This is a genomic window from Runella defluvii, from assembly GCF_014195535.1.
Taxonomy (GTDB): Bacteria; Bacteroidota; Bacteroidia; order Cytophagales; family Spirosomataceae; genus Runella; species Runella defluvii.
In genome coordinates, this window is the sequence record NZ_JACIBY010000002.1 from 305,774 (window position 1) to 328,287 (window position 22,514).

Consider the following 22,514-nt stretch of genomic DNA (forward strand, 5'->3'; position numbering starts at 1 on the left):
TACTTATAACCCAAAGAAAACTTGTATTTCTTATGAGTGTGATGACATTTGAAGAATTAGACCTTAATGGTACCTACACCTACGCTGATTATTTAACGTGGACGTTTGAGGAACGTTTGGAGCTTATCAAAGGCAAGATTTTTAACATGTCGCCTGCACCCGCGCGGCGGCATCAAAAAATTTCTCGACAGTTGTTTACTCCTATAAGCAATGTCCTTGATGGAAAAAGGTGTGAAGTATATTCGGCTCCTTTTGATGTACGTCTCACGCCGCTAAAAGGCAAAAAACGGGCGGATAATCAAATTTACACCGTTGTCCAGCCTGATATTTGTGTGATTTGTGATAGTGATAAACTCGACGACCGTGGTTGTATTGGTGCTCCTGATTTAATCATAGAAATTCTATCGCCAGGAAACACTAAAAAAGAAATGCGCGATAAATACGAAGTTTATGAAGAAAATGGCGTGAAAGAATACTGGTTGGTAGAACCCAACGATAACGCTATCTTTGTGTATGTACTCAATGACGAAGGAAAATACATTGGCTTACGGCCTTTTACAGAAGACGACGTGATAACGACAAGTATCTTGCCTGAGCTTGAAATATCAGTCGCCAAAATTTTTGAACCCTAATGAATATTCTCGACAAAATAGTAGCCCACAAACGTACCGAAGTAGCCGACGCCAAAAGTCGGGTGAGCCTTGCCCAACTTGAACAAGCGCCACTTTTTGGTCGCCCCACTCTCTCGCTCAAAAATGCCCTTACCGCCAACGGTGCTTCGGGCATTATCTCCGAATTTAAGCGTAAGTCTCCTTCCAAAGGCATCATCAACGACCGCGTTCTTCCCGACATCGTGACCCAAGGATACGTGGCAGCAGGTGCAAATGGCCTATCGGTATTGACCGATACGGATTTCTTTGGTGGTACGTTTGAAGATTTTGGCAAAGCACGCGCTGCCAATCCAACGACGCCCATGCTTCGCAAAGATTTTATGATTGACGAATATCAGTTATGGGAAGCCAAAGCCATCGGCGCCGACGTGATTTTGCTCATTGCGGCTTGTTTAACTCCTGACGAGATTAGCTACTTAGGACAAAAGGCGCACAGCCTTGGTTTGGAGGTGCTGCTAGAGGTACACGACCGCGAGGAATTGGAGCAGAGCTTGTGCGAGCACGTGGACATGGTCGGGGTTAATAACCGAAACCTTAAAACATTTGTTACATCAGTCGAAACATCGTTGGAATTGGCGCAACTTATTCCCGATAATTTCGTCAAAATATCCGAAAGTAGTCTCAAAGATGCCGATACAATCGTGCAATTGCGAGCGGCTGGTTATCAAGGCTTTCTCATTGGAGAAACGTTTATGAAAACCGAAGACCCCGCCGCTGCCTTGCGCGGTTTGGTCGCTGAGATTACGTCAAAAACACAATTTGCTTAATAGCCGACGTAGTAGTTAACTTTTTTAATGGTGCCTGCGCACTTTTTGCCTTATGATGAAAATTAAAGTTTGTGGAATGCGTGACACGGCTAATTTGGCCGAATTGCTGGAGTTGAAACCTGATTTTATCGGATTTATTTTTTACGACAAATCACCTCGCTTCGTAGGGGAAAGCCTCGATGAGGAATTTATCAAAAATATTCCCAAGACCAGTAAAAAGGTAGGAGTTTTTGTCAATGCCAACCCTGACTTTATCCTTAGGCAAGTAAAACGCTACGATTTACAATTTGTGCAGCTCCACGGAAACGAAACCCCCGACGCTTGCCGAACCCTCAAAAGCAGAGGTGTCAATATCATTAAAGCTTTTTCAATCGACGAAGCGTTTAACTTCAACAGCCTTAATAATTACACCCCGCATTGCGAGTATTTCTTGTTTGACGCAAAAGGTTCACAACCAGGTGGAAACGGAGTGACGTTTGATTGGAACACATTAAAACGCTATCAAAACGATAAACCATTCTTTCTAAGCGGTGGTTTATCATTAGAAAATATAGAGCAGGTTGCAGAACTAGGCATCAAAATTTTTGGATTGGATGTCAACAGTAAATTTGAGACTGAACCTGCGTTTAAAGACATTGAAAAACTAAGACAACTCTTCGACTTGGTTCGACCCGCCGAAGAAGAAATCGAACTTTAATAACATCACAATGGCAATAACGTCCGTAAATTCCCCCTTCCAAGTCAACGAACGCGGTTATTATGGCCAGTTTGGCGGGGCATACATTCCCGAAATGCTTTATCCAAACGTGGAAGAGCTTCGTGAAAATTACCTCCACATCATCGCTCAACCCGATTTTCAAGAAGAGTTTCAGGCGCTTCTCCGCGATTACGTAGGGCGTCCTACTCCGCTGTATTTGGCCCAACGCCTTTCTGAAAAATACAATACCACTATTTACCTCAAACGCGAAGACCTGTGCCACACGGGAGCGCACAAGGTAAATAATACGATTGGTCAAATTCTGTTGGCACGTCGCTTGGGGAAGAAAAAGATTGTGGCTGAAACGGGCGCAGGCCAGCACGGCGTGGCAACGGCTACGGTATGTGCCTTGATGGGCATGGAGTGCATTGTTTACATGGGGGAAATTGACATTCAGCGCCAAGCACCAAACGTGGCTCGGATGAAAATGCTTGGCGCCGAAGTACGCCCTGCAACGAGCGGCTCTAAAACTCTCAAAGACGCGACCAACGAAGCCATGCGCCATTGGATTAATAATCCGACCGATACGCACTACATCATTGGTTCGGTCGTGGGGCCACACCCGTATCCTGACATGGTGGCGCGTTTTCAGTCGGTGATTTCGGAAGAAATTAAAAAACAGTTGCTAGAAAAGACGGGCAGCGAACTCCCTGATTACGTCATTGCTTGCGTAGGTGGAGGTTCCAACGCCGCAGGAGCATTTTATCATTTCTTAGACGATGCTTCAGTACAATTGGTGGCAGCAGAAGCTGGCGGCCACGGTATTCATTCTGGCTTGTCGGCCGCAACCACGTTTTTGGGTAAAATCGGGGTATTGCACGGCAGTAAAAGCATTTTGATGCAAACCGAAGACGGCCAAGTGGTTGAGCCTCACTCTATTTCCGCAGGCTTGGACTATCCAGGCATTGGGCCGTTGCACGCGCATTTGCACGACAGCAAGCGGGCGCAGTTCTACGCCATCACCGACGACGAATCAGTGGTATCAGCCATGGAGCTTGCCAAATTAGAAGGTATTATCCCTGCCCTCGAAAGCTCACACGCTTTAGCAGTGCTTCCTTACCTAAAAGCGGCTTCCAACGAAACAGTAGTGATTAACCTCTCAGGTCGTGGCGACAAAGACTTGGCTACGTACATGAAGTATTTATAAACAATGAAAGGGTAGTTGAATATGCGCTTTTCTCGATTTTCTGCTACCCTTTTCTTCCTCTCCGTTGCGGCATTCACCATCCTGATGCTCACGAAGATAATTCCTTACCTAAGTTTTGAACCAGAAATAGACTTCTTGACGACCAAAACCGACCGAGTTTTGGCAAAAAAAGATTTCCAAGTGGGGTTCTACGTCCATATCCTAAGTAGCTGGTGGGTGATGGGAATCGGCCTGTTGCAATTCATTCCAAGTTTTGTAAAAAAATATCGCCGTTTGCACCAAACCCTTGGAAAAGTTTACGTATTTTCGATACTGTTTTTGGCCGCCCCGTCGGGTTTTGTACTGGCATGGTACGCCAACGGCGGCTTGCCTGCCAAAGTAGGATTTTCGTTGCAATGCCTTGTATGGTGGCTAACGACCCTCGTTGCTTGGTACGAAATCCGTAAAAACCAGTGGCAAAGGCACGTAGAATGGATGATGCGCAGCTATGCCGTGACGTTGGCCGCAATGAGTTTGAGAGTGGGAAGCTACGTGATGGTGTATTTTTTAAGTACTAAACCCATCGAAACCTATCTAACGGTCACGTGGGCATCGTGGGTCGTCAATTTGATAATTGCAGAAGTTTTGATTTATAACAACCTTGGTACATACCTAATCCATAAAATTCGTTGATGCGCTTCTTTTTAAACAAAGCTTTTTTCCTGGGCTTCGCTGCTCTTACTTGGTATGGGTGTGCCCGCAATACCAACGAGAACTCAAAACCTACGGCCGTACCCGTCAAACTCGTGACGCATAAAGAAGCCGTGGACTCGCTGCGGAAAGATACCACGGCCCCGTTGAAAGCGTTGATTGTTAGCCCGCTTTCGGAGAAACAATTAGCAAGTTTTTTTGGAGAACACGATATTACGCCCCTTTTATTTATGGCTGATGCCGAAGGCGGATATGCCAACCGTTTTGATGGTTTTTACGGAGCCGACCACTACCGAATTGAGTTTTATTTCTCGGAAGTTCGCCGCGATTCGTTGAACCCAACGGTCTATTATGTAAAAGGGAAAAACCGCTATAAAAAGAACATTACGCCTTTTGAAGGTACCGTAACGTTTGATAAACTGGCGACCTTCAAAGACCCTAACCATAACGAAGAACACTACGACAACGATGAGTTTGCTTTGAAAGAGTCGTACTCGGCCCAAGCTACGTTTGAGCTAAAAGAAAATGCCATTTTTAAAGGCTCTGGTGTGTTTTCGGGAAAAATGTTCCTCGATTTTTACGAACGCAAAGACGGAACAATTGACCTTTGGTACTATTCTCAAAACGCACCTGCGCAGGGAAGTGGCTTTAAATTTGACGGAAATTGGCGCAACTATAAAACAAACCAAACAAAACCCGTGGTGTGGGCCAAAGACTTGTTCATTTTTGCCAACGATATTCTAACCGATTTTTCTATTGGTGAACGTGACGTTGAAATCAATAAAAAATACCGCCATCTCGGCTGGGACAATTACTGGGAAAACGACGAATGGTGGCACGACACCCCCACAATTCAATAAAGGTATCGAACTTTTTCTGCCTGATTCTGATTGACATTTAACCACATTATCCATTTATACTCCTACTATTACCATGGCAACATTAACCCTAATGGAAGTTTCAGAAATGAGACTCAAGCTCAAAAACCTTGAAAATCAAGTTGCTTCGGGCGAATTATCGCTGTTTGACCGTTGCGAAATTGAGGACGAGATTTTGGAGTTAAAAGAACAACTTGGCGATTTTGAGCGCAGTGTTTTTGATAACACAGGCGAGTGTATCAACTGCTCTGGGTAGATTTTGAGGTTTTGAAACTTCTCTACTAAACACAGAACAGATATTTACACATGAAAAAAACATTTTTAGCCCTATTTCTGGCATTATTCACTTTTGGCGCTATGGCTCAATCTTCTTCCGACAAAGTACTTCGTCACGTCGTTTTGTTTAAATTTAAAGACGGCACCACGGCCGAGCAAGTAAAGAAAGTAGAAGCTGCCTTTCGTAAACTTCCTACCCAAATCAAAGAAATCAAAGGATTTGAGTGGGGAACCAACAATAGCCCAGAAGGCCACGACCAAGGTTTTACCCATTGCTTCTTCTTGACGTTTGCGTCGGAAGCCGACCGTGCGGTCTATTTGCCTCACCCCGACCACAAAGCTTTCGGTAAAGTCTTAGGACCTTACCTCGATAAAGTGTTGGTGGTTGATTATTGGACTCAAAAATAAACCATGATAGCTTACTTACACGGTAAACTTGCTCATAAAGACCCCGCCTACGTAATCATCGACGTAGGCGGCGTTGGTTATGAAGTAAAAGTATCTTTACAAACCTTCGGGGCGCTGCCCAATGTAGGAGATTCCTGCAAAATTTATACCTACCAACAAATCCGCGAAGACGCCCACACGCTGTATGGCTTTGCCGAGCCTACCGAAAAGACCTTATTTTTGGACTTGGTGAGCGTATCGGGCGTAGGGTCAGCAACGGCGCTGATTATGCTTTCGTCATTGTCGGCACCCGAAATCAAGCAGGCGATTGTCAACGAAGACGTGAAGCTGATTCAAACCATCAAAGGAATTGGCGGAAAAACAGCTCAACGCGTTATCATTGATTTGAAGGATAAAATCAAGAAAGAGGGCTTAATCGCACCTCAGCCCAATGTCTTTATGGCAGCCAATAGCCAAGTGCGCAGCGAAGCGCTGGCGGCTTTGGTTATGTTGGGGATTCCAAAGCCTACCGCCGAGAAGAGTGTCGATACCATTCTAAAACGCGAAGGCGACCAAATCACCGTCGAACAGCTCATCAAATTGGCGCTTCGCTAGTGCCTAGCAATACATCTTTTATACCCCTAAAGGCTCCACTAGAACTTCAACGTCGTATCGGCGGGGCTGTCGGCGGGGCCTTTGTCTTTTTTACCAAAGACCGACACATTGACGTAGCGTTTAGGATATTGACGGAAATTGGTCATCAGTTTGTTTACACTCACAATCGTACGGTTGATATTATCGTACAAAGTTTGGTCTTTCAACAACTTCCCTGCCGTTCCTTGGCCTTGTTCGAGAGCAGTCAGTGATTTTTGAAGCGTCGCTACTGCCGAATTGGCCTGTGCCAATGTCTCGCCCAAACGAAGCGCTTTCAACGAATCAGTGGCGGTTTTCAGATTTCCCAAAATAGGTTTAAAACTCTTTTCGGTTTCAATCAAAGAAGCCGAAAGGGCATTGACATTCGCCAAAGTCGCCGCAATGGCTTGACGATTTTGGGCAACGGTGGCGTTGATACCCGAAGCCGTTTGGTCGGTTGTCGTAAGTAATTTATTCAACACATACCCCGTTTGGTCAAACTGCTTTACGATACGGTTCAAATTGATAATGAGCGAATCGGCATTTTTTACCACGGGCAAGGCTTGTTCTTGGAGCAACGCCTGAATCCCCTTTTCTGAATCAGCCACTAGCGTGTCGCCTTGCTGAAGTTGTTTACCGCCCGTCGCAACTTGGAGCATTAGAGCACTTCCCCCCAACAACTCCGACGTCAGCATTACTTTAGACCCTTGGGTCAACAATACATTTTTTTGAATTTCTAGTGTCACCAACACCTTGTTTCCACGGTCGGTCAGCAGTTCTGTGCTTTTGACCTGCCCCACTTGCACCCCGTTGAGTTTGATGGGGTTCGATGGCTGAAGTGAGCCCACGTTGTCATATACTACAAAATACTTGTATTTGCTCGAAAAGAAATCAGCTCCTTTTAAAAAATTAAACCCAAAATAGAGCATAGACAACGCAACGATTGCCATCAACCCTACTTTTGCTTCCTTAGAAATTTTCATGAATGTGAATCGTTGATTGTTTTAATGACTACCGATCTTCTACTTCTTGCTTGTATTGCTTAAACGCCCGAAAAATAGCTTCCGCTATTTCGTCTTGGCCGTCGTCTGAATTGAGGTATTTTTCTTCCTGTGCGTGGCTAATAAACCCTGCTTCTACTAATACACTCGGCATGGCCGTTTGCCAAAGTACCATAAACCCCGCTTGTTTTACGCCACGGCTGTTGCGATCGGCATATTTTTGAAATTGGCGTTCGATTTTACCCGCAAAACTCAAGCTGCTCGCAATGTAGGCGTTTTGGCGGTTGGCCAACATGATATACGCCAATGGAGAATTGGGGTTAAAGCCTTTATAGCGCTCTTCGTAATTTTGCTCCAACAAGATACTGGAGTTTTCGCGTTTTGCTACTTCTAAGTTTTCATCCGACTTGTGCAATCCCATCACGAAGGTCTCCGTTCCAGCTGGACTCTTTTTGTTTTTGGGCAAAGAGTTACAGTGAATCGAAATAAACAAATCGGCCTTGCGACGATTAGCGATATTGGAACGTTCACTCAAATCAACAAACTTATCCGAAGCGCGCGTCAGAATTATTTTCACTTCTGGCATTTCGAGCTTTATTTTCCGCGCCAGCCGCATTGTTATGTCTAAAACAATGTCTTTTTCTTTTGAAATTTTTCCTTTGGCACCCGTATCCTTTCCTCCATGCCCCGCATCCAACACGATAAGATCGATACTCCCATCGGAGTCCGATTTGAAAGTAAAACTACAAAAAGTGATCCAACCAAGCAGTAATCCTATTTTGAACGTGTTCAACATGAGTGGTTCTTTAAGTTTATGGCTTATTGTGAATGAGTAAGAGAGGTATTCGACCATAAATAAACGCTCCAAAACCTTCTAAATTTTTGTCTAATTGACAAACTTAGAAGGTTTTGGAGGATATTTTTCACAAAGAAACTCAAAAATACGGTAAATCGCACACGGAAGCGCCTATACTCCTTCCGCAACTACCTCTTTGACGGTCGGAACCATCTGCGTCAACAGGTTTTGGATACCTGCTTTGAGGGTCAGGGTCGAAGACGGGCAGCCGCTGCACGAACCTTGTAAAAGTACTTTTACGACGCCCGTTTCTTCCTCAAACGAATGAAACGAAATAGCGCCCCCGTCTGACTCCACCGCTGGACGCACATAATCGTCCAAAACAGTTTTGATTTGGCGCACCGTTGGGCTATCAGTATCCACAATCGTGGTGTTACGCTCGACTGTTTTTTGCTCAAATACAGGGTGGTTTTCCTCGAAGTAAATCTTCAAAAACTGCTTAGTATCCAAAATTACTGAACCCCAGTCAGTCGTGTCATCTTTGGTGAGGGTCACGAAGTTGGACGCCAAAAATACGCGCTGCACGAAAGGAAATTGGAACAAATCTCCCGCCAACGGCGACGACTTTCCTTCGGCCTGTGTAGCAGCCAAATCGGGATAATCGAACGATAAGCCTTGGGGAACAAGTTCAAAATTGAAGACAAACTTCATCGAGTTTGGATTGGGGCTTGCCTCGGTATAAATAAATACGGGTTGCATAGAAAAAGTATGACTCGTTGTTTGATTCATCAAAATAAATAGACAATCCTGAAAAGACCGTCCCCTTTGCAACAAAACTTTCGGCATTTTGGTTTGCTTGTTCGCTGTTAGCTATTTTGTGGTAACTTTGTTAGTATAGAACTTTAAACCTACAAAAATGGAAAGTATCATTGTTTATCCCAAAAATGAACAACAAACGTCTTTACTCAAATCACTCTTGAAAGAGATGAAAGTGCGTTTTGAGATAGGAAATGACGACCCAACAACTGCTTTATCCGAATCAGAGTTTATTGCTAAAATAGATAAATCGATACAGCAAGCTGAAGCTGGAAAAACAAAACATATTTCTAAGGATGAACAGAAAAAGTTTTTGGGCTTATGAGTTATTCCATAGAATTTACCGAAGAAGCCATTGATGACATTGAGAAACACAAAAGGGCTGGAGATAAAAAAGTATTAATAAAAATCGACAAACTCTTGGACGAGCTTCGAGCCCACCCAACTACAGGAACAGGAAAACCAGAAAAACTAAAGCATTACTCTGTCCCGACCTGGTCAAGAAGAATCACCGATAAGCACAGACTGATTTACAGGGTTCAAGAAGAAAAAATTATTGTGCTAGTTTTGGCCTCTTGGGGGCATTATGGCGAAAAATAACGCACAGCATTTCTTTCGTATAGGGTAATTCTCTTTTGAGTTGTCATAGAAGAAAACCCTCGCTACCGCCTCTATGATTTACCTCGTCGGAACATTCATTGCGCTGTTTCTTGCGGCCATAGCCCTGACCAAAAAAGGCCGCACCACCGCCGACCTCCTTTTGGGTATTTGGATGGTAGTCGTTGGTTTACACGTATTTTCGTTTTACAGCTACCTGACCCAGCTCATTTATATCTATCCTGCTTTTTTGGGTTCCAATTTTCCTTTGCCTTTTCTGCACGGGCCACTGCTGTATTTATATACCCTTGCCCTCACTCGCCCCGAACAGTTTCAATCGAAAAAGTGGCTACTGCACGGAGTTTTACCGCTCATTATCATTGCCATCTATGCTCCTTTTTGGCGTTTATCGGCAGAACAAAAAGTGGAGGTTTTTAAACAAGAAGGCAAAGGCTACGAAGACGTGATGGAAATCAGTAGCCTACTACTGACGAGTTCGGGGATTTTTTACATTTTGGCCACCCATTACCTCCTTCAAAAGCACCGTAAACGAATTTTAAACCAGTTTTCTAACCAAGAAAAAATCAACCTCAACTGGCTACGGTTTCTTTTTTATGCCATGGGGATTATTTGGTTTTTTATCATTTTCCTTCAAAACGACCCGCTCATTTTCTCAAGCAGTAGCGTGTTTGTGGTGCTTATCGGCTACTTTGGCATCAAGCAAACGGGCATTTTCACCGCCCCTCTCGAATCGCCTTCTACACACCCCGAATCGGCTTTACAACTTGCTGAAGTGGAAGAAACTACCTCAGACCTTCAACGCAAAAAATACGCAAAATCGGGCTTAAACGAAGAACGCGCCCAAGAACTTCGCGAGCGTTTGGAAGAACTGATGCTCATTGAGCGGTTGTTCATCGAACCCGAGTTGACACTGACCGATTTGGCCAATCGTTTGGATACCCACCCCAATTACCTATCACAGGTCATCAACGAAGTAGAAGGTATTAATTTTTATGATTACGTTAATCGGCTGCGGGTCGAAGAATTTAAGCGCCTGCTGTCACTCCCCGAAAACCAACGATTTACGCTCCTTGCCCTTGCTTATGACTGCGGTTTTAACTCCAAATCGGCCTTCAATCGCTGTTTTAAGAAAACCACGGGGCTCTCTCCTTCTGAGTACGCAAAGCAGTTGAAAGCGGTGTACGAATAGCTATATGAAAAGAGGCTCACCTTACAAGCAAGGGCGCTAAGAAAGTGGGAAGTAGTCACTTTTGTGGCATCACTTTTAACCACTATCGCCATGAAAAAAATAGCTTGGATTCTCGTCGTTGTACTGGCTCTTCTTGTCGGAATGATCCCGATTTCGTACCTAACCGATGTCAAACAAGGGTATTTAGAACTAAAATCTCCCGAAACACGTCAAAATACGTTCTGGCAAATAGGCTTTGTCACGCATATTGCGTTTGGGGCGGTAGCCATTATGGTCGGCTGGCTACAATTCAGCCATAAACTGTTGACCAGCTTCCCAAAATGGCATCGGATCATTGGCAAAACCTACGTCATCACGGGTTTGCTCTGCTCTGGAGCAGGAATTTTCATTGGTTTTTATGCCCACGGCGGCCCCATCGCAATGGCGGGTTTTGTCTGCGGAGGCTGCGTTTACTTTTACACAACCCTTCGAGGTTATGTATTGATTCGGGCCAAAAACGTAGTCAAACACCAAGCTATGATGACCTACAGCTACGCGGCTTGCCTGGGTGCGGTGAGCCTGAGAATTTTTATACCGCTCTCGGTTTTGCTTCCTTATGAATACACATCGGTGTACAACGTGGTGGCGTGGTTGAGTTGGCTATTCAACTTGGGAATTGCGTTTTGGGTCAACAAAAAAAGAGGCTCACCTTACAAGCAAGGGCGCATGGCAGCGATTTGAAGGGGATGTTTGTGCCGAAATCAAACTTTTAGCACACATGTCCCTTTTCAACACAAAAACGCTCCGCTATGCCTGCTTGCTCGTGGCGGGGTTTATCGCTTCCGACGCCACCGCCCAGACGTCGCTTAAAACGCTGCGGTTCTCGCTCTACAACGAAACGTTGGGTGTCCCCTCCGCCAAACTAACCAAACTTCCCATTCACCCAGCAGTAAGTATTGGCACCGACCTACGGGTACGTTCGGGCCACCATTGGCAAAAAGCCTTTGGGGTTGACCTGTACTATTATTACCAACAGTCGTTGGAACACGCCCTCATGCTCGATGCTTCGTATCGACTTGGGTATCGGTTCAATTTTGGGTTGCAAACCAACCTACACACCGCACTTGGTTACAAACACGCGATTTTGGCAGGTCAAAAGTATGCCCTAAAAAACGGTGAATACCAACCTACCTCGCATTTTGGCAAAGCCCAAGCCAACCTCAAACTCGGACTAGGGCTGGAATACCCGCTTTCGAAGCGCTACTCCGTCGCGGTTGACTACAAAACAATGGTCGCCGCACCGTTTGGCGACCGCATTCTTCCTTTTTCTATCCATACCTTCTTAGGGGCAGGTCTCAACATTCATTTACAACCATAAACTTCACAACAGTCCATGAAACGTATCTCATTCATCCTCGTTATTGCGTTGTTTTCGCTTGGTTCATGCCACGAAGAACTTGGCTCGGCGCAGCCTTTGCCCAATTGCCCATTGACCAACACCACCCACCCCAAAGCCGCTAATTACCAAAAAATTATCGACAAGTTTATGGCAGCGGGCGCGGTGGGAGTGAGCGTCACCGTTCGCACGCCCGAAGGCACTTGGAGCGCCACCGCTGGCAAAGCCGACCTTGCCAACCACATCGACCTTAGCCCTTGCCATACGCTTGGCATTGGGAGTATTTCAAAGACATTTACGGCGGCCACGGTTTTAAAATTGCAGGAAGAAGGCAAACTCAATATCAATGATTTAGCGAGTAAATACCTTCCCGACGAATACGTCAAAAACATCCACAACCTCAACAAAGCCACCATCAAGCAGTTGCTTCAGCACACTTCGGGCATCCGCGATTATTTGGGGCTTGTAGGCTTGCTCAACATCCACAACCAATCGGTCAAAGCTCAGTCAGCTCACGAAAATTTAAAAACAATTTTTGGAAAAAAAGCCCTGTTTGAAGTGGGTACCGACTGGAGTTACTCCAACTCTAATTACCTGATTTTGGCCTTAATCATCGAGAAATTTGGCAACAAAAGCGCCTTTGAAACGGTAACGGAAAAAGTGCTACAGCCCCTCAAACTCCAAAACACCTACGCCTCCACGACCCGACCCGCGAGTTTGTCGAGGGGTTACTACGATTCGTTTAACAACGGCATGATGCGTGACCTAACCAAATTTGATGGCTTCGCCGTGGGAGGACAAGACATACTGGACGGCGGAATGGTTTCGAATTCCTACGATTTGGCCCTTTTTATGGAAGCCCTCAAAACGGGCAAACTCCTTTCGGCGGCGTCAATTGCCCTGATGGAATCTCCCACCAACATCCAAGTCAAAGGCATTCCCGAAAACCTTTCATACATCAAGGATTACGGACTAGGGCTTTTTTTGCTTGATATTGAGGGAAAGAAGGGAGTTGGGCACGGGGGCAATGTGCATTGTTTCAACGCAGTTGCTTATTATTTCCCCGAACAAAAAGTCAGTATCGCTATTGCGCTCAATAGCTATTCCAGCAAATTAGACGAAGCTTTATACGACCGCGAAACGATTAAATTGGCCTTGTAAAAATAGGTTACCCCCTGCGCTTTTCCACCTGTTTGGAGAAACGCAGGGATTTTGAAATTACTACTTCGTGTCATTAAGGCGATTTTTTATCAAATGTTCAAATTTCTCTAAACTGTTATCATCGTACCCCACAAACTTTTCCACAATTTGCCCTTTGTTATCCACAAACAAAGTGGTTGGAATACTACCGTCAAATCAGCACAGCTTATTATCAGAGAAAGCAAGAATGAATAGCAAAATATTTTTTTCATAACGAATACAGTTGTACCCTAGTTGGTTACTATTTGAATGACCGCTTTTCTGTTTTTCTCCCTTTTTTGTTCAGATTTATCGTTAGCACTTAAACCTTCATCGCCTCTCCAATTCATTTTTATTCTTTCAGCAGAAACCCCTTTTTGAATAAGGTATCCCCCAATCGCACGTGCTCTGTACTCAGACAAAGTCATATTTTTATCTCTATCACCTACATTATCAGTATATCCTGTCACGTGAGCTTTTAGCTTGAAGTCTTCTATTAAGAACGTGGCAATTGAATCTAAGGTAGCTTTCACTTCCGTTTTTAAATCATAATTACTTTGGTCAAAATATAATGTTCTGGTATCAAATGGCTTCTTAGCAATACCCACATTTACAGGTCTAGAAACCAAAGAAGGATTGGTAGCATCAATTCGAACGTCCATAAGTGTCAATCCTGATTCAAGTACAAACTCCTGATTAAGCAACAATTCCCCTTCGTTAGAGCGTGCCTGAATTAAATGTTTACCAGGTTGCATAGGAATTAAGTATAAATAATTATTTCTTATCAAGGGATTTAAAACCAATATATTGTTTACTTTAAATTCTACATTTTTATTCTCGGGAAATGTAAAATGCCAATGAAGTTGGTTTTCTGACGGAAGTGGTGGTGAATTCTTGGATGCCATCGGTACGTTCATTTCAAATTCAAAGTTTTCTTCGATATTTCCGATACGCCTTATTGGCATTTTAGTAGCTCGATAACCTTCTGATTCAAACAATAAAAATTCTGCTGAGTTCGGCAATTGTATTTTAAATTTATTAATACGATTATTTACTTTACTTTCTCCTAAGCTTATTTTTTTCTCACCTTCAAATGCATAAACATGTACTTTCAAATCGAAGCCATTTGCTGGGTCATAACAAAACCCACCTATTTTAACGGTGTTTTTATCTTGAATTGGCAATAATTGATTAAATCCATTACTACAAATATGAAGGAGAATGGACAGTACATAGGCAAGCATATTTTTAATTATTTATTGGTGAGGTTTATATAAAACATCTTATTATTTCGACAGCTCTGTCAAAAGTTGCGTAAGTTCTTTGCTTTCTACTCTAGGTGCGTTTGGATATATCAGTTGACCGCGTTTGTCAACAATCATATAACGAGGTATCGAATTAACTTTTTGCTGCTTCAAGAAATCAGCATCTTGTGAGTTTAAAACCAAGAAATTGTTTGGATACTCATTCAATTCTTCTTTTTCTGAGGCTTTTAACCATGCTTCCATAGATTTATCAATCGACAAATAAACAAATACAATATTTTTGTCTTTTAATGATTCCCTTAGCTTTACAGAATGTGGAAAAGCGGCTCTACAAGGCCCGCACCAGCTTGCCCAAAAATCTACATAGATCACTTTGCCTTGCGCTTGTTTAATAATTGCATCAAGCGAGGTTTTCCCTTTATTGTTATCCATCAACGTAAGTGATGTAGGTACGTAGCGCGTTGTATCAAGTTCAAGGACATACTTTACTTTAAGTTTCTCAACGAGCGAAGAATCTTTTACATCTTTCTCTAACTTGTTAAAGTAGCTCAAAAAGTCATTTTTTGAAAGTGACTCCGAAATTCTGCCAATATTTTTTATCAGCAAATAATTTTTGATTGTTTCTGGAAAATTAAATTCTGTATTTATTTTATCATAAATCACCTTATAATCCCTATTAATTCCATCTGTTAAATCCAAATAAGGTGCTTTTTCCACGACAAATCTATACTCTACTGCATCAACAAAATCTTTAAAATAGATTCCTTCATAATTCTCTAGGGTGTTTTCTTGAGAATTGCACCAATGATAGACGTCATCAATCGAAAGTCGTTCTGTTTCAACCTCTATTAACTTTTTTAAATTTTCGATTTTATTTTTTTGAAATTTATACACATTTTCAGATACAAAACCTTGCTTATTGAGTGAATCAATAACCTTTTTGTTTATATCAAGATACCTCATGTACTTTGGGTATAATTCATTTTTCATTAACAAAACTCCTTTTTTATCTCTATTTATTCTTTGCTCTTCCGTCATATTTTTTGACTGAGCAAGTGCACTTTTATCATTCAATATTTTTTTTCCGTGCAAGCTAACGGCACCAAAATATTCCCCAATTGGCGAGTAGTTCACAAACTCACACTGGCTCCTTACTAGGTCATCCACCTGATAATCATTTTTAGGAGCCTTTCGGTTTATAACCGTTACGACGGGAATATTTTTATTATATTCAATGACAATGGAGTCTCCCTTTTGCAAAATGTAGTCGTTATAGTCAAAGTAGTTAACCCAGTGCCGAAGAACACAATGATTATTTTTCATTTTCAGCCGAATATCTTTATTTTTAATATCACTTTTTACTTCAATCCATTTCATCTCATCATCATACACAAATCGTAACAAGTGCTTATTTTGAGTCCATGCTGTTTTTGTATAATAAAAATAATTATCAATCTTTTGAGTATTTTTAAAGGAAACGTGAACAACACCTTCCGTGTCGTTTGAAAACACATTTATGTGACACAAAAATGCCATTTTTAACATTAATAAGCGAAGTAGTGTTGTTTTCATGTTTTCAAGTATTTAAATAGATTTTTATTTTTTCAAGGAACTTCTTATAAAGTCAACATAATCTTCATCAGTACATAATTGATAAAACTTATTTAAAAACTTCTCGTAAAACAACTCATTAGCTGCGTAGTTTTGAGTTATTACAATTTGTTCATAAAGCAGATTTAGTAAAAGTTGAGACCTTAACATACCAGAATATCTTTCACATATGTAATCAAACAAAACCGTAAACTCTTGTGGGCTCGGAAAAGTATAATTACTGTAGCAACTACACTCCGCCTGAATGATACTATACAAAGCTGGTATTCTAAATAAAGAACTGTAATTAAGTGTATCATTCATTAATTCATTTTTCATACTTGTCACTTGAGGCGGTAATGGAATACCCTTAAATGATTTATTTCGATGGATTAGTAAAGATGCCATCCATTGATAATTACGTTCTTTTTCTAGGTATGATACATATTTTTCCGAAAGAGCATATTTCCCTCTGAGTTCTTTAATTAAATTCATTTCATTTTCTCTAATTAAATCTAAGTTATTTTGCACATCTTTCCATATTTTAAAATTTATATTAAACAAGTATGGCTCAATAAATGACTGAGAACTTACCAATTTTTTCATTATTTTCCATTCGTTTACATTAGTTCCTTCAAAAACTAATTTTCCAAAAATGTCTATACTAACGTTTAATGTATCATTTGGAAATAAAATTATAGGAATAATAGCCTCATTATTTTCTTGAAATATAAGTACAGATGGAGAATTATTTAACACATTAATTGTATCCGTTTTAAATTTTGATTCCGACTGAAGATAGTGGTGATATTTACGATTAGGATATAGATATTTTGTTCTCTCGTAAAAAAATATACTCTTGGTAGGTGCTAAGTTTACAATAACTGTACTTGATTGTCCAAAACAAGCGGAAGCATATATAAAAATGAGTAAGAAAATTATTTTTTCACAACGTATTAACCTGAACATAAATCACTACTTATTGACTATAATAAAAGTGTTATTTACTAATGATTTGATAAAAATATTTAAAAATCTAGTAAAAACAAATAAATTTAAACTTTTTTTAGAAAAAATAGTTTTTTTTCATCCTTTAGGCCACAAAAAAAGGGAATCACCTCTCGATGATTCCCTCCTATGCACCTTTAGTGCTTACTATTGCTTCTTCTCGTTGCCTCCGCCGCTGTTGCCACTATTGCCACCACCACCTTTGGGTTGATTATGATTTCTGCGGTGATGATTTCCTCTATTTGAGTGTTGTTTGGCAGGCTTTGTTGCGTCGTTGTTGTTATTATTGGCATTATTATTTCCTTTCTGGGCAGGATTTCCCGCTGGAGCACTGGGCACTTTCGCAGGAGCCTGGGCAGTAGGTGCCTTGGGAGCTGATGCCTGTGGCTTCGGCGCAGGAGCTGAAGGCGTAGTGGCTGCCGCTGGCTGCGCCGTTTCTTTGGCCGCGTTGGTATTGGTAGTACCACCCCCTTTTTTCTTCTTAGGACGGCGATTTGCACCACCATTTTGTTGGTCGCGGTGGCTAAACTTCTTGTCCATTTTGGCCAAGTCGCTATTGATACCTGCCGCAGGCAATGCCAACACTGCCTCTTCGATATCCAACACATCCAACGACACAGGTTTTTCGCCTCTTGCGTTCATTTGCAAGATTTTGCTCACCTGCTCCATCGTGATTGGGTGCCAGGTCGTGCTATCGTTTTCGTAGCCAAACCACATGATTTTCTTGAAAATATCGGTTTTCTGCAAGTGCGCCTTCCCTTTTTGGGTTTGAAGGGGTGCATCCACGTGCGGAATATCCTTGAGGGCGTCGATGTAGGTTTCCAGCTCGTAGTTGAGGCAGCACTTCAAACGTCCGCATTGGCCCGAAAGCTTCGTTGGGTTCAGCGATAGGTTTTGGTAACGAGCAGCTGAGGTCGTGATGTTTTTAAAGTCGCTCAACCAAGTTGAACAACACAATTCACGGCCACATGCGCCCAAACCACCCAAACGCCCTGCTTCTTGGCGTAGGCTAATTTGACGCATTTCGATGCGCACCTTAAACTCGCCCGCCAAAACCTTGATCAGTTCACGGAAATCAACCCGTTCGTCGGCCGAATAGTAAAACGTCGCTTTGGTATTGTCGGACTGAAACTCCACATCCGACAATTTCATGTTCAGTTTTAGCTCTTTGACCAATTCGCGAGCGCGGTACATCGTTGGCAGGTCACGCGCAACACTCTGCTCGTGTTTTTCCATATCGCGTGGATTCCCCACCCGATAAATGCTCTTGATGTTTTCGTCGTCGGCTACTTTCTTCTTGGTCATTTGCAAACGCACCAAGTCACCCTGCAACGATACCGCTCCAATATGATAGCCCGAAGCCATCTCACACACGACGTAGTCGCCCGTGAGGAGTTCAAGCTGGTTGATATTGCGAAAATATTCTTTCCGCCCTCCTTTAAACTTCACTTCTACCACGTCAAAACGTTTTGCGATGGGCACATCCATATCACTGAGCCAATCGAAAACATTCATTTTATTGCAACCACCTGTGTTGCACGCGCCATTATTTTGACAACCAGCGGTTTTTCCGTTGCTTCCTTTCGTTCCGCATCCGCCCGTTGAACATGATTTACAACTCATTTCTGTTTAGTTTACAGCCTGACGTTTATACGAGGTCGTTACGGTTTCAACTACGTTACGACCCGCTTTGCGTCAAACTAATCCGTATAACGAATCAAATCTAAACCAATGTCTTTGCGGTAATATTTCCCTTCAAACTGCACTGCTGTCGCTGCTTTTTGCGACTTATTTACAGCACCTTCGAGGGAGTTTGCGAGTGCTGTCAGCGCCAGTACTCGTCCGCCATTGGTTACGACTTCTCCTTTGTCATTGGTGGTAGTTCCTGCATGAAACACCGTGATGTCTTCCATTTTTTCTAATTCAGCAATTACCTTGCCTTTTTCGTAGGCATCTGGGTAGCCACCCGACACAATCACCGTTGTGACGGCCGTTTGGGGCGAAATAACGAAATCGCTGTCGGCCAATTTTTGATCGGCGGCAGCCAGCAAAAGCGTCACTAAATCCGACTGAATACGTGGCAAAACAACCTCCGTTTCGGGGTCGCCCATGCGTGCGTTGTACTCAATCACGTACGGTTCGCCTTTCACGTTCATCAATCCAATAAAAATAAAACCAACGTACGTAATTCCTTCGGCTTGTAAGCCTGCGAGGGTTGGTTTTACAACTTTCTGTTCTACTTTTCTCAGGAAGTTTTCGTCCGCAAAAATCACGGGCGACACCGCTCCCATTCCTCCCGTGTTGGGGCCTGTATCTTTTTCGCCAATGCGTTTGTAGTCCTTGGCTTCGGGAAGGATTTTGTAATTGACACCATCCGAAAGCACAAATACCGACAACTCAATACCGCGCAAAAACTGCTCTACCACCACTTTATTGCCCGCTTCGCCAAATTTAGCACCCACGAGCATGTCTGTCATGGCCGCTTTGGCTGTATCGAGTGTTTCGGCAATGATTACTCCCTTGCCAGCCGCCAGCCCGTCGGCTTTCAACACGATTGGGAGTGCGTGTGTGCTCAAGTAGTTCAACCCTTGGTCTAGTGTTTCAGACGTAAATGTCTGCGACGCTGCCGTAGGGATTCCGTACTTAGCCATGAAGTTTTTGGAAAAATCTTTGCTTCCTTCCAGCTGTGCCCCCAGGCGATCAGGGCCCACAATTTTGACCCTTGCCAACTCTGGTTGAGCTTTTAAGTAATCAACAACTCCGTTGACCAGTGGTTCTTCGGGGCCGACAATTACTAATTTAATTTTAAAATCAACAATAGCTTTTGCAATGCCTTCAAAGTCATTGAACCCAACGGGCAAGTTGGTAGCCACTTGTGCGGTTCCCGCATTTCCAGGCGCTACGTACAACTCGTCACAATGTGGGCTTTGGGCTATTTTCCAAGCAAACGCGTGTTCGCGTCCGCCCGAACCCAGAATTAAAATATTCATTTTTTGAGGTTAAAGTGTATAGAGTAGGGCGCGAAATCCCTTTCAATTGTTTCGCGCCTTACTAGGAGTTTTTCACTTACTTAGTTGGCCACTTCGGACATAAACTTGATACGCATCAAACGAAGCTCATCTTCGGTGACATCGTCCTTGGCCAATTCATCTAACGCAACTTTGATACTATCGGTTTCAGCCGCCATAAAGTAATCGTAAATATCGTACTGGCGGTCTTTGTCCATGATCTGGTTGATATAATAATCCAAGTTAAGCTTCGTACCCGAGTAGCAAATGTGTTCAATCTCCTCAATCAGCTCGTCCATTGCTAACCCTTTGGCTTCGGCTATTTCGTCCAAATCTACTTTTCGGTCGATTTGTTGGATGATAAAAATCTTCACTTTCGACTTATTAGCCGCCGATTTTACCACCACATCTTTGGCTGTTTCGATTTCGTTTTCCTCCACATAACGCGTGATGAGGTCAATGAACGGACGACCAAATTTCTGCACTTTCCCCATTCCTACCCCGTTGATTTGGGCCATTTCTTGGGAAGTAGTGGGATAAGTCGTCGCCATTTCTTCTAACGACGGGTCTTGGAAAATAACATACGGAGGAAGGTTTTTCTCTTTCGCTATTTTTTTGCGGAGTGCCTTCAAAAGCCCCAAAAGCGCTTCATCGTAGGCATTTCCGCCGCCCGACGGTGCCAAATCCGTCACATCTTCGTCGTCGTTTGACTTCTGCGTGTCGTTTTCGTCGAAAGTATGGTCTTTTGAAATCGTAATCGGATACGGGTCATTGATGTATTTGATGCCTTTTTCGGTGATTTTCAACACACCAAAATTTTCAGCATCTTTTCCCAAATACCCCAAAATCACCAACTGACGAATCATTGAGCGCCAATACTCTACGCCATATTCTTCCCCTTCTTCTTCATCCTTAAATTTACCTGCTCCATACATTTCGAGCTTGTTATGTTCATAGCTCGTCACGTACATGTTATCGGTGGCGGTAATCAAATCTGCAATGTGATCGCCATCAAAACGCTGATCGGTCAGTTGAATCGCTTTCAAAACGATAACTGCTTCTTCTTGCACTTTGAATTTTGGCGTTGGCTTGATACAGTTGTCGCAGAAACCGCAGTCCTTCTCCATGTATTCGCCAAAATAACTCAGCAACTGACGACGGCGGCACGCGCCAAGATTGGCATACGCCACCATTTCGTTCAATAAATGGCGGGCATTGTCACGCTCCGTTACCGACTTATCTTTGTTAAATTTCTCTAGCTTTTGGATATCATCCAAGCTGTAAAACATCACGCAATTCCCCTCCAAGCCATCACGACCCGCACGACCTGTTTCTTGGTAATAACCTTCCAACGACTTAGGCGCATCGTAGTGAATGACAAAACGAACGTCGGGTTTATCGATTCCCATTCCAAACGCAATGGTCGCGACAATCACATCGGCTTCTTCGTTCAAAAACGCATCTTGGTTGTTCATCCGCGTTTGTCCGTCCAATCCAGCATGGTAAGGAAGCGCTTTTATATCATTTACTGTCAATAAATTAGCTACTTCTTCTACGGTCTTGCGGCTCAAGCAATAGATAATACCCGACTTGCCTTTGTTGTTTTTGATGTACTTAATCAGCTGCTTATTGACATCTCCCAATTTCGGGCGCACTTCGTAGTACAAGTTTTTGCGGTTAAACGACGACTTATACAAAGCAGCCTCTTCCATCCGCAAGTTTTTCGCAATGTCTTGCTGCACTTTGGGCGTGGCAGTAGCAGTCAGCGCAATGAGTGGCAGGTTGGGATTGATGTTATCAATAATTCCTCGAATACGGCGGTATTCTGGGCGGAAATCGTGCCCCCACTCCGAAATACAGTGTGCCTCGTCAACTGCCACAAAAGAAATGTTAGCTCGCTGTAAAAAGTCAAGATTTTCTTCTTTCGTTAGCGATTCTGGCGCAATGTACAATAGTTTCAAGGTGCCATCGAGGGCATCTTTTTTAACCTTTGTGATTTCAGCCTTGTTGAGAGTAGAATTCAAAAACTGCGCATTAATGCCGAAAGCGTTCAGTTGATCCACTTGATTTTTCATCAAGGCAATCAACGGAGAAATAACGATGGCAACGCCTTCAGTGGTAATAGCAGGCAACTGATAACAAAGCGATTTCCCCGCACCTGTAGGCATAATAACGAAGGTGTTATTGCCTCCCATGATGCTATGAATAATCGACTCTTGTTCGCCTCTAAACTGACTGTAACCAAAAATTTCTTTGAGTCGCTCCTTTAGCGTATGCTGTACGCTCGTATCTACCTGAATCATCCTCTTTCGTTGTATTTTTTGCCTTTATACCCTTGGTTAACAGGTACTTAAACAGCTTTTTTAGTGAGTTAATTGGAAATCAATGGGAAGTTACTGAAGATTGCTCCTGCTGAGAAGTGGCAAAGTGGGCAAAGTCACTAACTACGTTTGAAATTAGTAA

At 43.0% G+C, this 22,514-nt stretch carries 24 protein-coding genes; 15 read left to right on the plus strand and 9 right to left on the minus strand.

The features are described from left to right. The first annotated feature begins 32 nt into the window (after positions 1-32). The 9 genes from FHS57_RS06000 to ruvA all read left to right on the plus strand — a co-directional run bounded on the left by FHS57_RS06000 (position 33) and on the right by ruvA (position 6,188). Positions 33-632, plus strand: a complete 600-nt coding sequence (locus FHS57_RS06000; protein WP_183971982.1) for a Uma2 family endonuclease — start codon at positions 33-35, stop codon at positions 630-632. Next, positions 632-1,438 (plus strand): indole-3-glycerol phosphate synthase TrpC, encoded by an 807-nt coding sequence (gene trpC, locus FHS57_RS06005; protein ID WP_183971983.1) that lies wholly within the window; start codon positions 632-634, stop codon positions 1,436-1,438. Before FHS57_RS06000 ends, trpC begins: the two co-directional genes overlap by 1 nt. A 55-nt stretch (positions 1,439-1,493) precedes the next feature. Next, on the plus strand, positions 1,494-2,135 hold the full coding sequence (locus FHS57_RS06010; protein ID WP_183972257.1) for a phosphoribosylanthranilate isomerase: 642 nt from the start codon (positions 1,494-1,496) through the stop codon (positions 2,133-2,135). A 10-nt stretch (positions 2,136-2,145) separates the two neighbouring features. Then, the gene (gene trpB / locus FHS57_RS06015; RefSeq protein ID WP_183971984.1) at positions 2,146-3,342 is read left to right on the plus strand and encodes a tryptophan synthase subunit beta; all 1,197 of its coding nucleotides are present in this window, start codon (positions 2,146-2,148) and stop codon (positions 3,340-3,342) included. Positions 3,343-3,363: 21 nt separating this feature from the next. Further along, the gene (locus tag FHS57_RS06020; protein ID WP_183971985.1) at positions 3,364-4,014 is read left to right on the plus strand and encodes a DUF2306 domain-containing protein; all 651 of its coding nucleotides are present in this window, start codon (positions 3,364-3,366) and stop codon (positions 4,012-4,014) included. Then, positions 4,014-4,892 carry a hypothetical protein gene (locus FHS57_RS06025; protein WP_183971986.1) on the plus strand — a complete coding sequence of 293 codons (879 nt, stop codon included), beginning with the start codon at positions 4,014-4,016 and terminating at the stop codon, positions 4,890-4,892. Before FHS57_RS06020 ends, FHS57_RS06025 begins: the two co-directional genes overlap by 1 nt. A 73-nt stretch (positions 4,893-4,965) precedes the next feature. Next, on the plus strand, positions 4,966-5,166 hold the full coding sequence (locus tag FHS57_RS06030) for a hypothetical protein (RefSeq protein WP_028524266.1): 201 nt from the start codon (positions 4,966-4,968) through the stop codon (positions 5,164-5,166). 101 nt (positions 5,167-5,267) lie between these two features. Next, entirely contained in the window at positions 5,268-5,594 is a 327-nt protein-coding gene (locus FHS57_RS06035) for a Dabb family protein (RefSeq protein ID WP_374757996.1), read from the plus strand. A gap of 3 nt (positions 5,595-5,597) precedes the next feature. Further along, positions 5,598-6,188, plus strand: a complete 591-nt coding sequence (gene ruvA, locus FHS57_RS06040) for a Holliday junction branch migration protein RuvA (protein WP_183971988.1) — start codon at positions 5,598-5,600, stop codon at positions 6,186-6,188. Positions 6,189-6,226: 38 nt separating this feature from the next. Here ruvA and FHS57_RS06045 read toward each other — a convergent pair whose 3' ends face one another. The 3 genes from FHS57_RS06045 to FHS57_RS06055 all read right to left on the minus strand — a co-directional run bounded on the left by FHS57_RS06045 (position 6,227) and on the right by FHS57_RS06055 (position 8,762). Next, entirely contained in the window at positions 6,227-7,189 is a 963-nt protein-coding gene (locus FHS57_RS06045) for an MlaD family protein (protein ID WP_183971989.1), read from the minus strand. Between the two features lie 28 nt (positions 7,190-7,217). After that, positions 7,218-8,003 (minus strand): N-acetylmuramoyl-L-alanine amidase family protein, encoded by a 786-nt coding sequence (locus FHS57_RS06050; RefSeq protein WP_183971990.1) that lies wholly within the window; start codon positions 8,001-8,003, stop codon positions 7,218-7,220. Positions 8,004-8,174: 171 nt separating this feature from the next. Next, the gene (locus tag FHS57_RS06055) at positions 8,175-8,762 is read right to left on the minus strand and encodes a NifU family protein (RefSeq protein ID WP_183971991.1); all 588 of its coding nucleotides are present in this window, start codon (positions 8,760-8,762) and stop codon (positions 8,175-8,177) included. A 157-nt stretch (positions 8,763-8,919) separates the two neighbouring features. Here FHS57_RS06055 and FHS57_RS06060 point away from each other — a divergent pair, with 157 nt between their 5' ends. The 6 genes from FHS57_RS06060 (at position 8,920) to FHS57_RS06085 (ending at position 13,162) form a co-directional block, all read left to right on the plus strand. Further along, complete coding sequence (locus tag FHS57_RS06060; RefSeq protein WP_122932180.1) at positions 8,920-9,144, plus strand: DUF2683 family protein; 225 nt, start codon at positions 8,920-8,922, stop codon at positions 9,142-9,144. Then, complete coding sequence (locus FHS57_RS06065; RefSeq protein ID WP_122932181.1) at positions 9,141-9,419, plus strand: Txe/YoeB family addiction module toxin; 279 nt, start codon at positions 9,141-9,143, stop codon at positions 9,417-9,419. Before FHS57_RS06060 ends, FHS57_RS06065 begins: the two co-directional genes overlap by 4 nt. A gap of 73 nt (positions 9,420-9,492) precedes the next feature. After that, positions 9,493-10,626 carry a helix-turn-helix domain-containing protein gene (locus FHS57_RS06070; RefSeq protein WP_183971992.1) on the plus strand — a complete coding sequence of 378 codons (1,134 nt, stop codon included), beginning with the start codon at positions 9,493-9,495 and terminating at the stop codon, positions 10,624-10,626. A 90-nt stretch (positions 10,627-10,716) separates the two neighbouring features. Beyond that, positions 10,717-11,346, plus strand: coding sequence for a DUF2306 domain-containing protein (locus FHS57_RS06075; RefSeq protein WP_183971993.1), 630 nt, complete (start codon positions 10,717-10,719; stop codon positions 11,344-11,346). A gap of 37 nt (positions 11,347-11,383) precedes the next feature. Further along, positions 11,384-11,983: an outer membrane beta-barrel protein gene (locus tag FHS57_RS06080; RefSeq protein WP_183971994.1), complete on the plus strand. Its 600-nt coding sequence runs from the start codon at positions 11,384-11,386 to the stop codon at positions 11,981-11,983. A 15-nt stretch (positions 11,984-11,998) separates the two neighbouring features. Next, positions 11,999-13,162: a serine hydrolase domain-containing protein gene (locus tag FHS57_RS06085; protein WP_183971995.1), complete on the plus strand. Its 1,164-nt coding sequence runs from the start codon at positions 11,999-12,001 to the stop codon at positions 13,160-13,162. A 269-nt stretch (positions 13,163-13,431) separates the two neighbouring features. On the opposite strand, the gene FHS57_RS06090 is transcribed toward FHS57_RS06085, so the two are convergent. The 6 genes from FHS57_RS06090 to recQ all read right to left on the minus strand — a co-directional run bounded on the left by FHS57_RS06090 (position 13,432) and on the right by recQ (position 22,354). Beyond that, positions 13,432-14,424 (minus strand): OmpA family protein, encoded by a 993-nt coding sequence (locus FHS57_RS06090; protein ID WP_183971996.1) that lies wholly within the window; start codon positions 14,422-14,424, stop codon positions 13,432-13,434. Between the two features lie 42 nt (positions 14,425-14,466). Beyond that, on the minus strand, positions 14,467-16,017 hold the full coding sequence (locus FHS57_RS06095; protein WP_183971997.1) for a TlpA family protein disulfide reductase: 1,551 nt from the start codon (positions 16,015-16,017) through the stop codon (positions 14,467-14,469). 24 nt (positions 16,018-16,041) lie between these two features. Continuing rightward, positions 16,042-16,794 carry a hypothetical protein gene (locus FHS57_RS06100; RefSeq protein WP_183971998.1) on the minus strand — a complete coding sequence of 251 codons (753 nt, stop codon included), beginning with the start codon at positions 16,792-16,794 and terminating at the stop codon, positions 16,042-16,044. Between the two features lie 396 nt (positions 16,795-17,190). Then, the gene (locus tag FHS57_RS06105; RefSeq protein ID WP_374757994.1) at positions 17,191-18,666 is read right to left on the minus strand and encodes a PSP1 domain-containing protein; all 1,476 of its coding nucleotides are present in this window, start codon (positions 18,664-18,666) and stop codon (positions 17,191-17,193) included. A 77-nt stretch (positions 18,667-18,743) separates the two neighbouring features. Further along, the gene (gene purD / locus FHS57_RS06110; protein ID WP_183971999.1) at positions 18,744-20,033 is read right to left on the minus strand and encodes a phosphoribosylamine--glycine ligase; all 1,290 of its coding nucleotides are present in this window, start codon (positions 20,031-20,033) and stop codon (positions 18,744-18,746) included. An 80-nt stretch (positions 20,034-20,113) separates the two neighbouring features. Beyond that, the gene (gene recQ / locus FHS57_RS06115; protein ID WP_183972000.1) at positions 20,114-22,354 is read right to left on the minus strand and encodes a DNA helicase RecQ; all 2,241 of its coding nucleotides are present in this window, start codon (positions 22,352-22,354) and stop codon (positions 20,114-20,116) included. Positions 22,355-22,514 lie beyond the last annotated feature (160 nt).

Bases quoted from the DNA above. Each gene is read 5' to 3' on its own strand.
- FHS57_RS06000 (WP_183971982.1), top strand. From the start codon at position 33: ATGAGTGTGATGACATTTGAAGAATTAGACCTTAATGGTACCTACACC.
- trpC (WP_183971983.1), top strand. From the start codon at position 632: ATGAATATTCTCGACAAAATAGTAGCCCACAAACGTACCGAAGTAGCC.
- FHS57_RS06010 (WP_183972257.1), top strand. From the start codon at position 1,494: ATGAAAATTAAAGTTTGTGGAATGCGTGACACGGCTAATTTGGCCGAA.
- trpB (WP_183971984.1), top strand. From the start codon at position 2,146: ATGGCAATAACGTCCGTAAATTCCCCCTTCCAAGTCAACGAACGCGGT.
- FHS57_RS06020 (WP_183971985.1), top strand. From the start codon at position 3,364: ATGCGCTTTTCTCGATTTTCTGCTACCCTTTTCTTCCTCTCCGTTGCG.
- FHS57_RS06025 (WP_183971986.1), top strand. From the start codon at position 4,014: ATGCGCTTCTTTTTAAACAAAGCTTTTTTCCTGGGCTTCGCTGCTCTT.
- FHS57_RS06030 (WP_028524266.1), top strand. From the start codon at position 4,966: ATGGCAACATTAACCCTAATGGAAGTTTCAGAAATGAGACTCAAGCTC.
- FHS57_RS06035 (WP_374757996.1), top strand. From the start codon at position 5,268: ATGGCTCAATCTTCTTCCGACAAAGTACTTCGTCACGTCGTTTTGTTT.
- ruvA (WP_183971988.1), top strand. From the start codon at position 5,598: ATGATAGCTTACTTACACGGTAAACTTGCTCATAAAGACCCCGCCTAC.
- FHS57_RS06045 (WP_183971989.1), bottom strand. From the start codon at position 7,189: ATGAAAATTTCTAAGGAAGCAAAAGTAGGGTTGATGGCAATCGTTGCG.
- FHS57_RS06050 (WP_183971990.1), bottom strand. From the start codon at position 8,003: ATGTTGAACACGTTCAAAATAGGATTACTGCTTGGTTGGATCACTTTT.
- FHS57_RS06055 (WP_183971991.1), bottom strand. From the start codon at position 8,762: ATGCAACCCGTATTTATTTATACCGAGGCAAGCCCCAATCCAAACTCG.
- FHS57_RS06060 (WP_122932180.1), top strand. From the start codon at position 8,920: ATGGAAAGTATCATTGTTTATCCCAAAAATGAACAACAAACGTCTTTA.
- FHS57_RS06065 (WP_122932181.1), top strand. From the start codon at position 9,141: ATGAGTTATTCCATAGAATTTACCGAAGAAGCCATTGATGACATTGAG.
- FHS57_RS06070 (WP_183971992.1), top strand. From the start codon at position 9,493: ATGATTTACCTCGTCGGAACATTCATTGCGCTGTTTCTTGCGGCCATA.
- FHS57_RS06075 (WP_183971993.1), top strand. From the start codon at position 10,717: ATGAAAAAAATAGCTTGGATTCTCGTCGTTGTACTGGCTCTTCTTGTC.
- FHS57_RS06080 (WP_183971994.1), top strand. From the start codon at position 11,384: ATGTCCCTTTTCAACACAAAAACGCTCCGCTATGCCTGCTTGCTCGTG.
- FHS57_RS06085 (WP_183971995.1), top strand. From the start codon at position 11,999: ATGAAACGTATCTCATTCATCCTCGTTATTGCGTTGTTTTCGCTTGGT.
- FHS57_RS06090 (WP_183971996.1), bottom strand. From the start codon at position 14,424: ATGCTTGCCTATGTACTGTCCATTCTCCTTCATATTTGTAGTAATGGA.
- FHS57_RS06095 (WP_183971997.1), bottom strand. From the start codon at position 16,017: ATGAAAACAACACTACTTCGCTTATTAATGTTAAAAATGGCATTTTTG.
- FHS57_RS06105 (WP_374757994.1), bottom strand. From the start codon at position 18,666: ATGAGTTGTAAATCATGTTCAACGGGCGGATGCGGAACGAAAGGAAGC.
- purD (WP_183971999.1), bottom strand. From the start codon at position 20,033: ATGAATATTTTAATTCTGGGTTCGGGCGGACGCGAACACGCGTTTGCT.
- recQ (WP_183972000.1), bottom strand. From the start codon at position 22,354: ATGATTCAGGTAGATACGAGCGTACAGCATACGCTAAAGGAGCGACTC.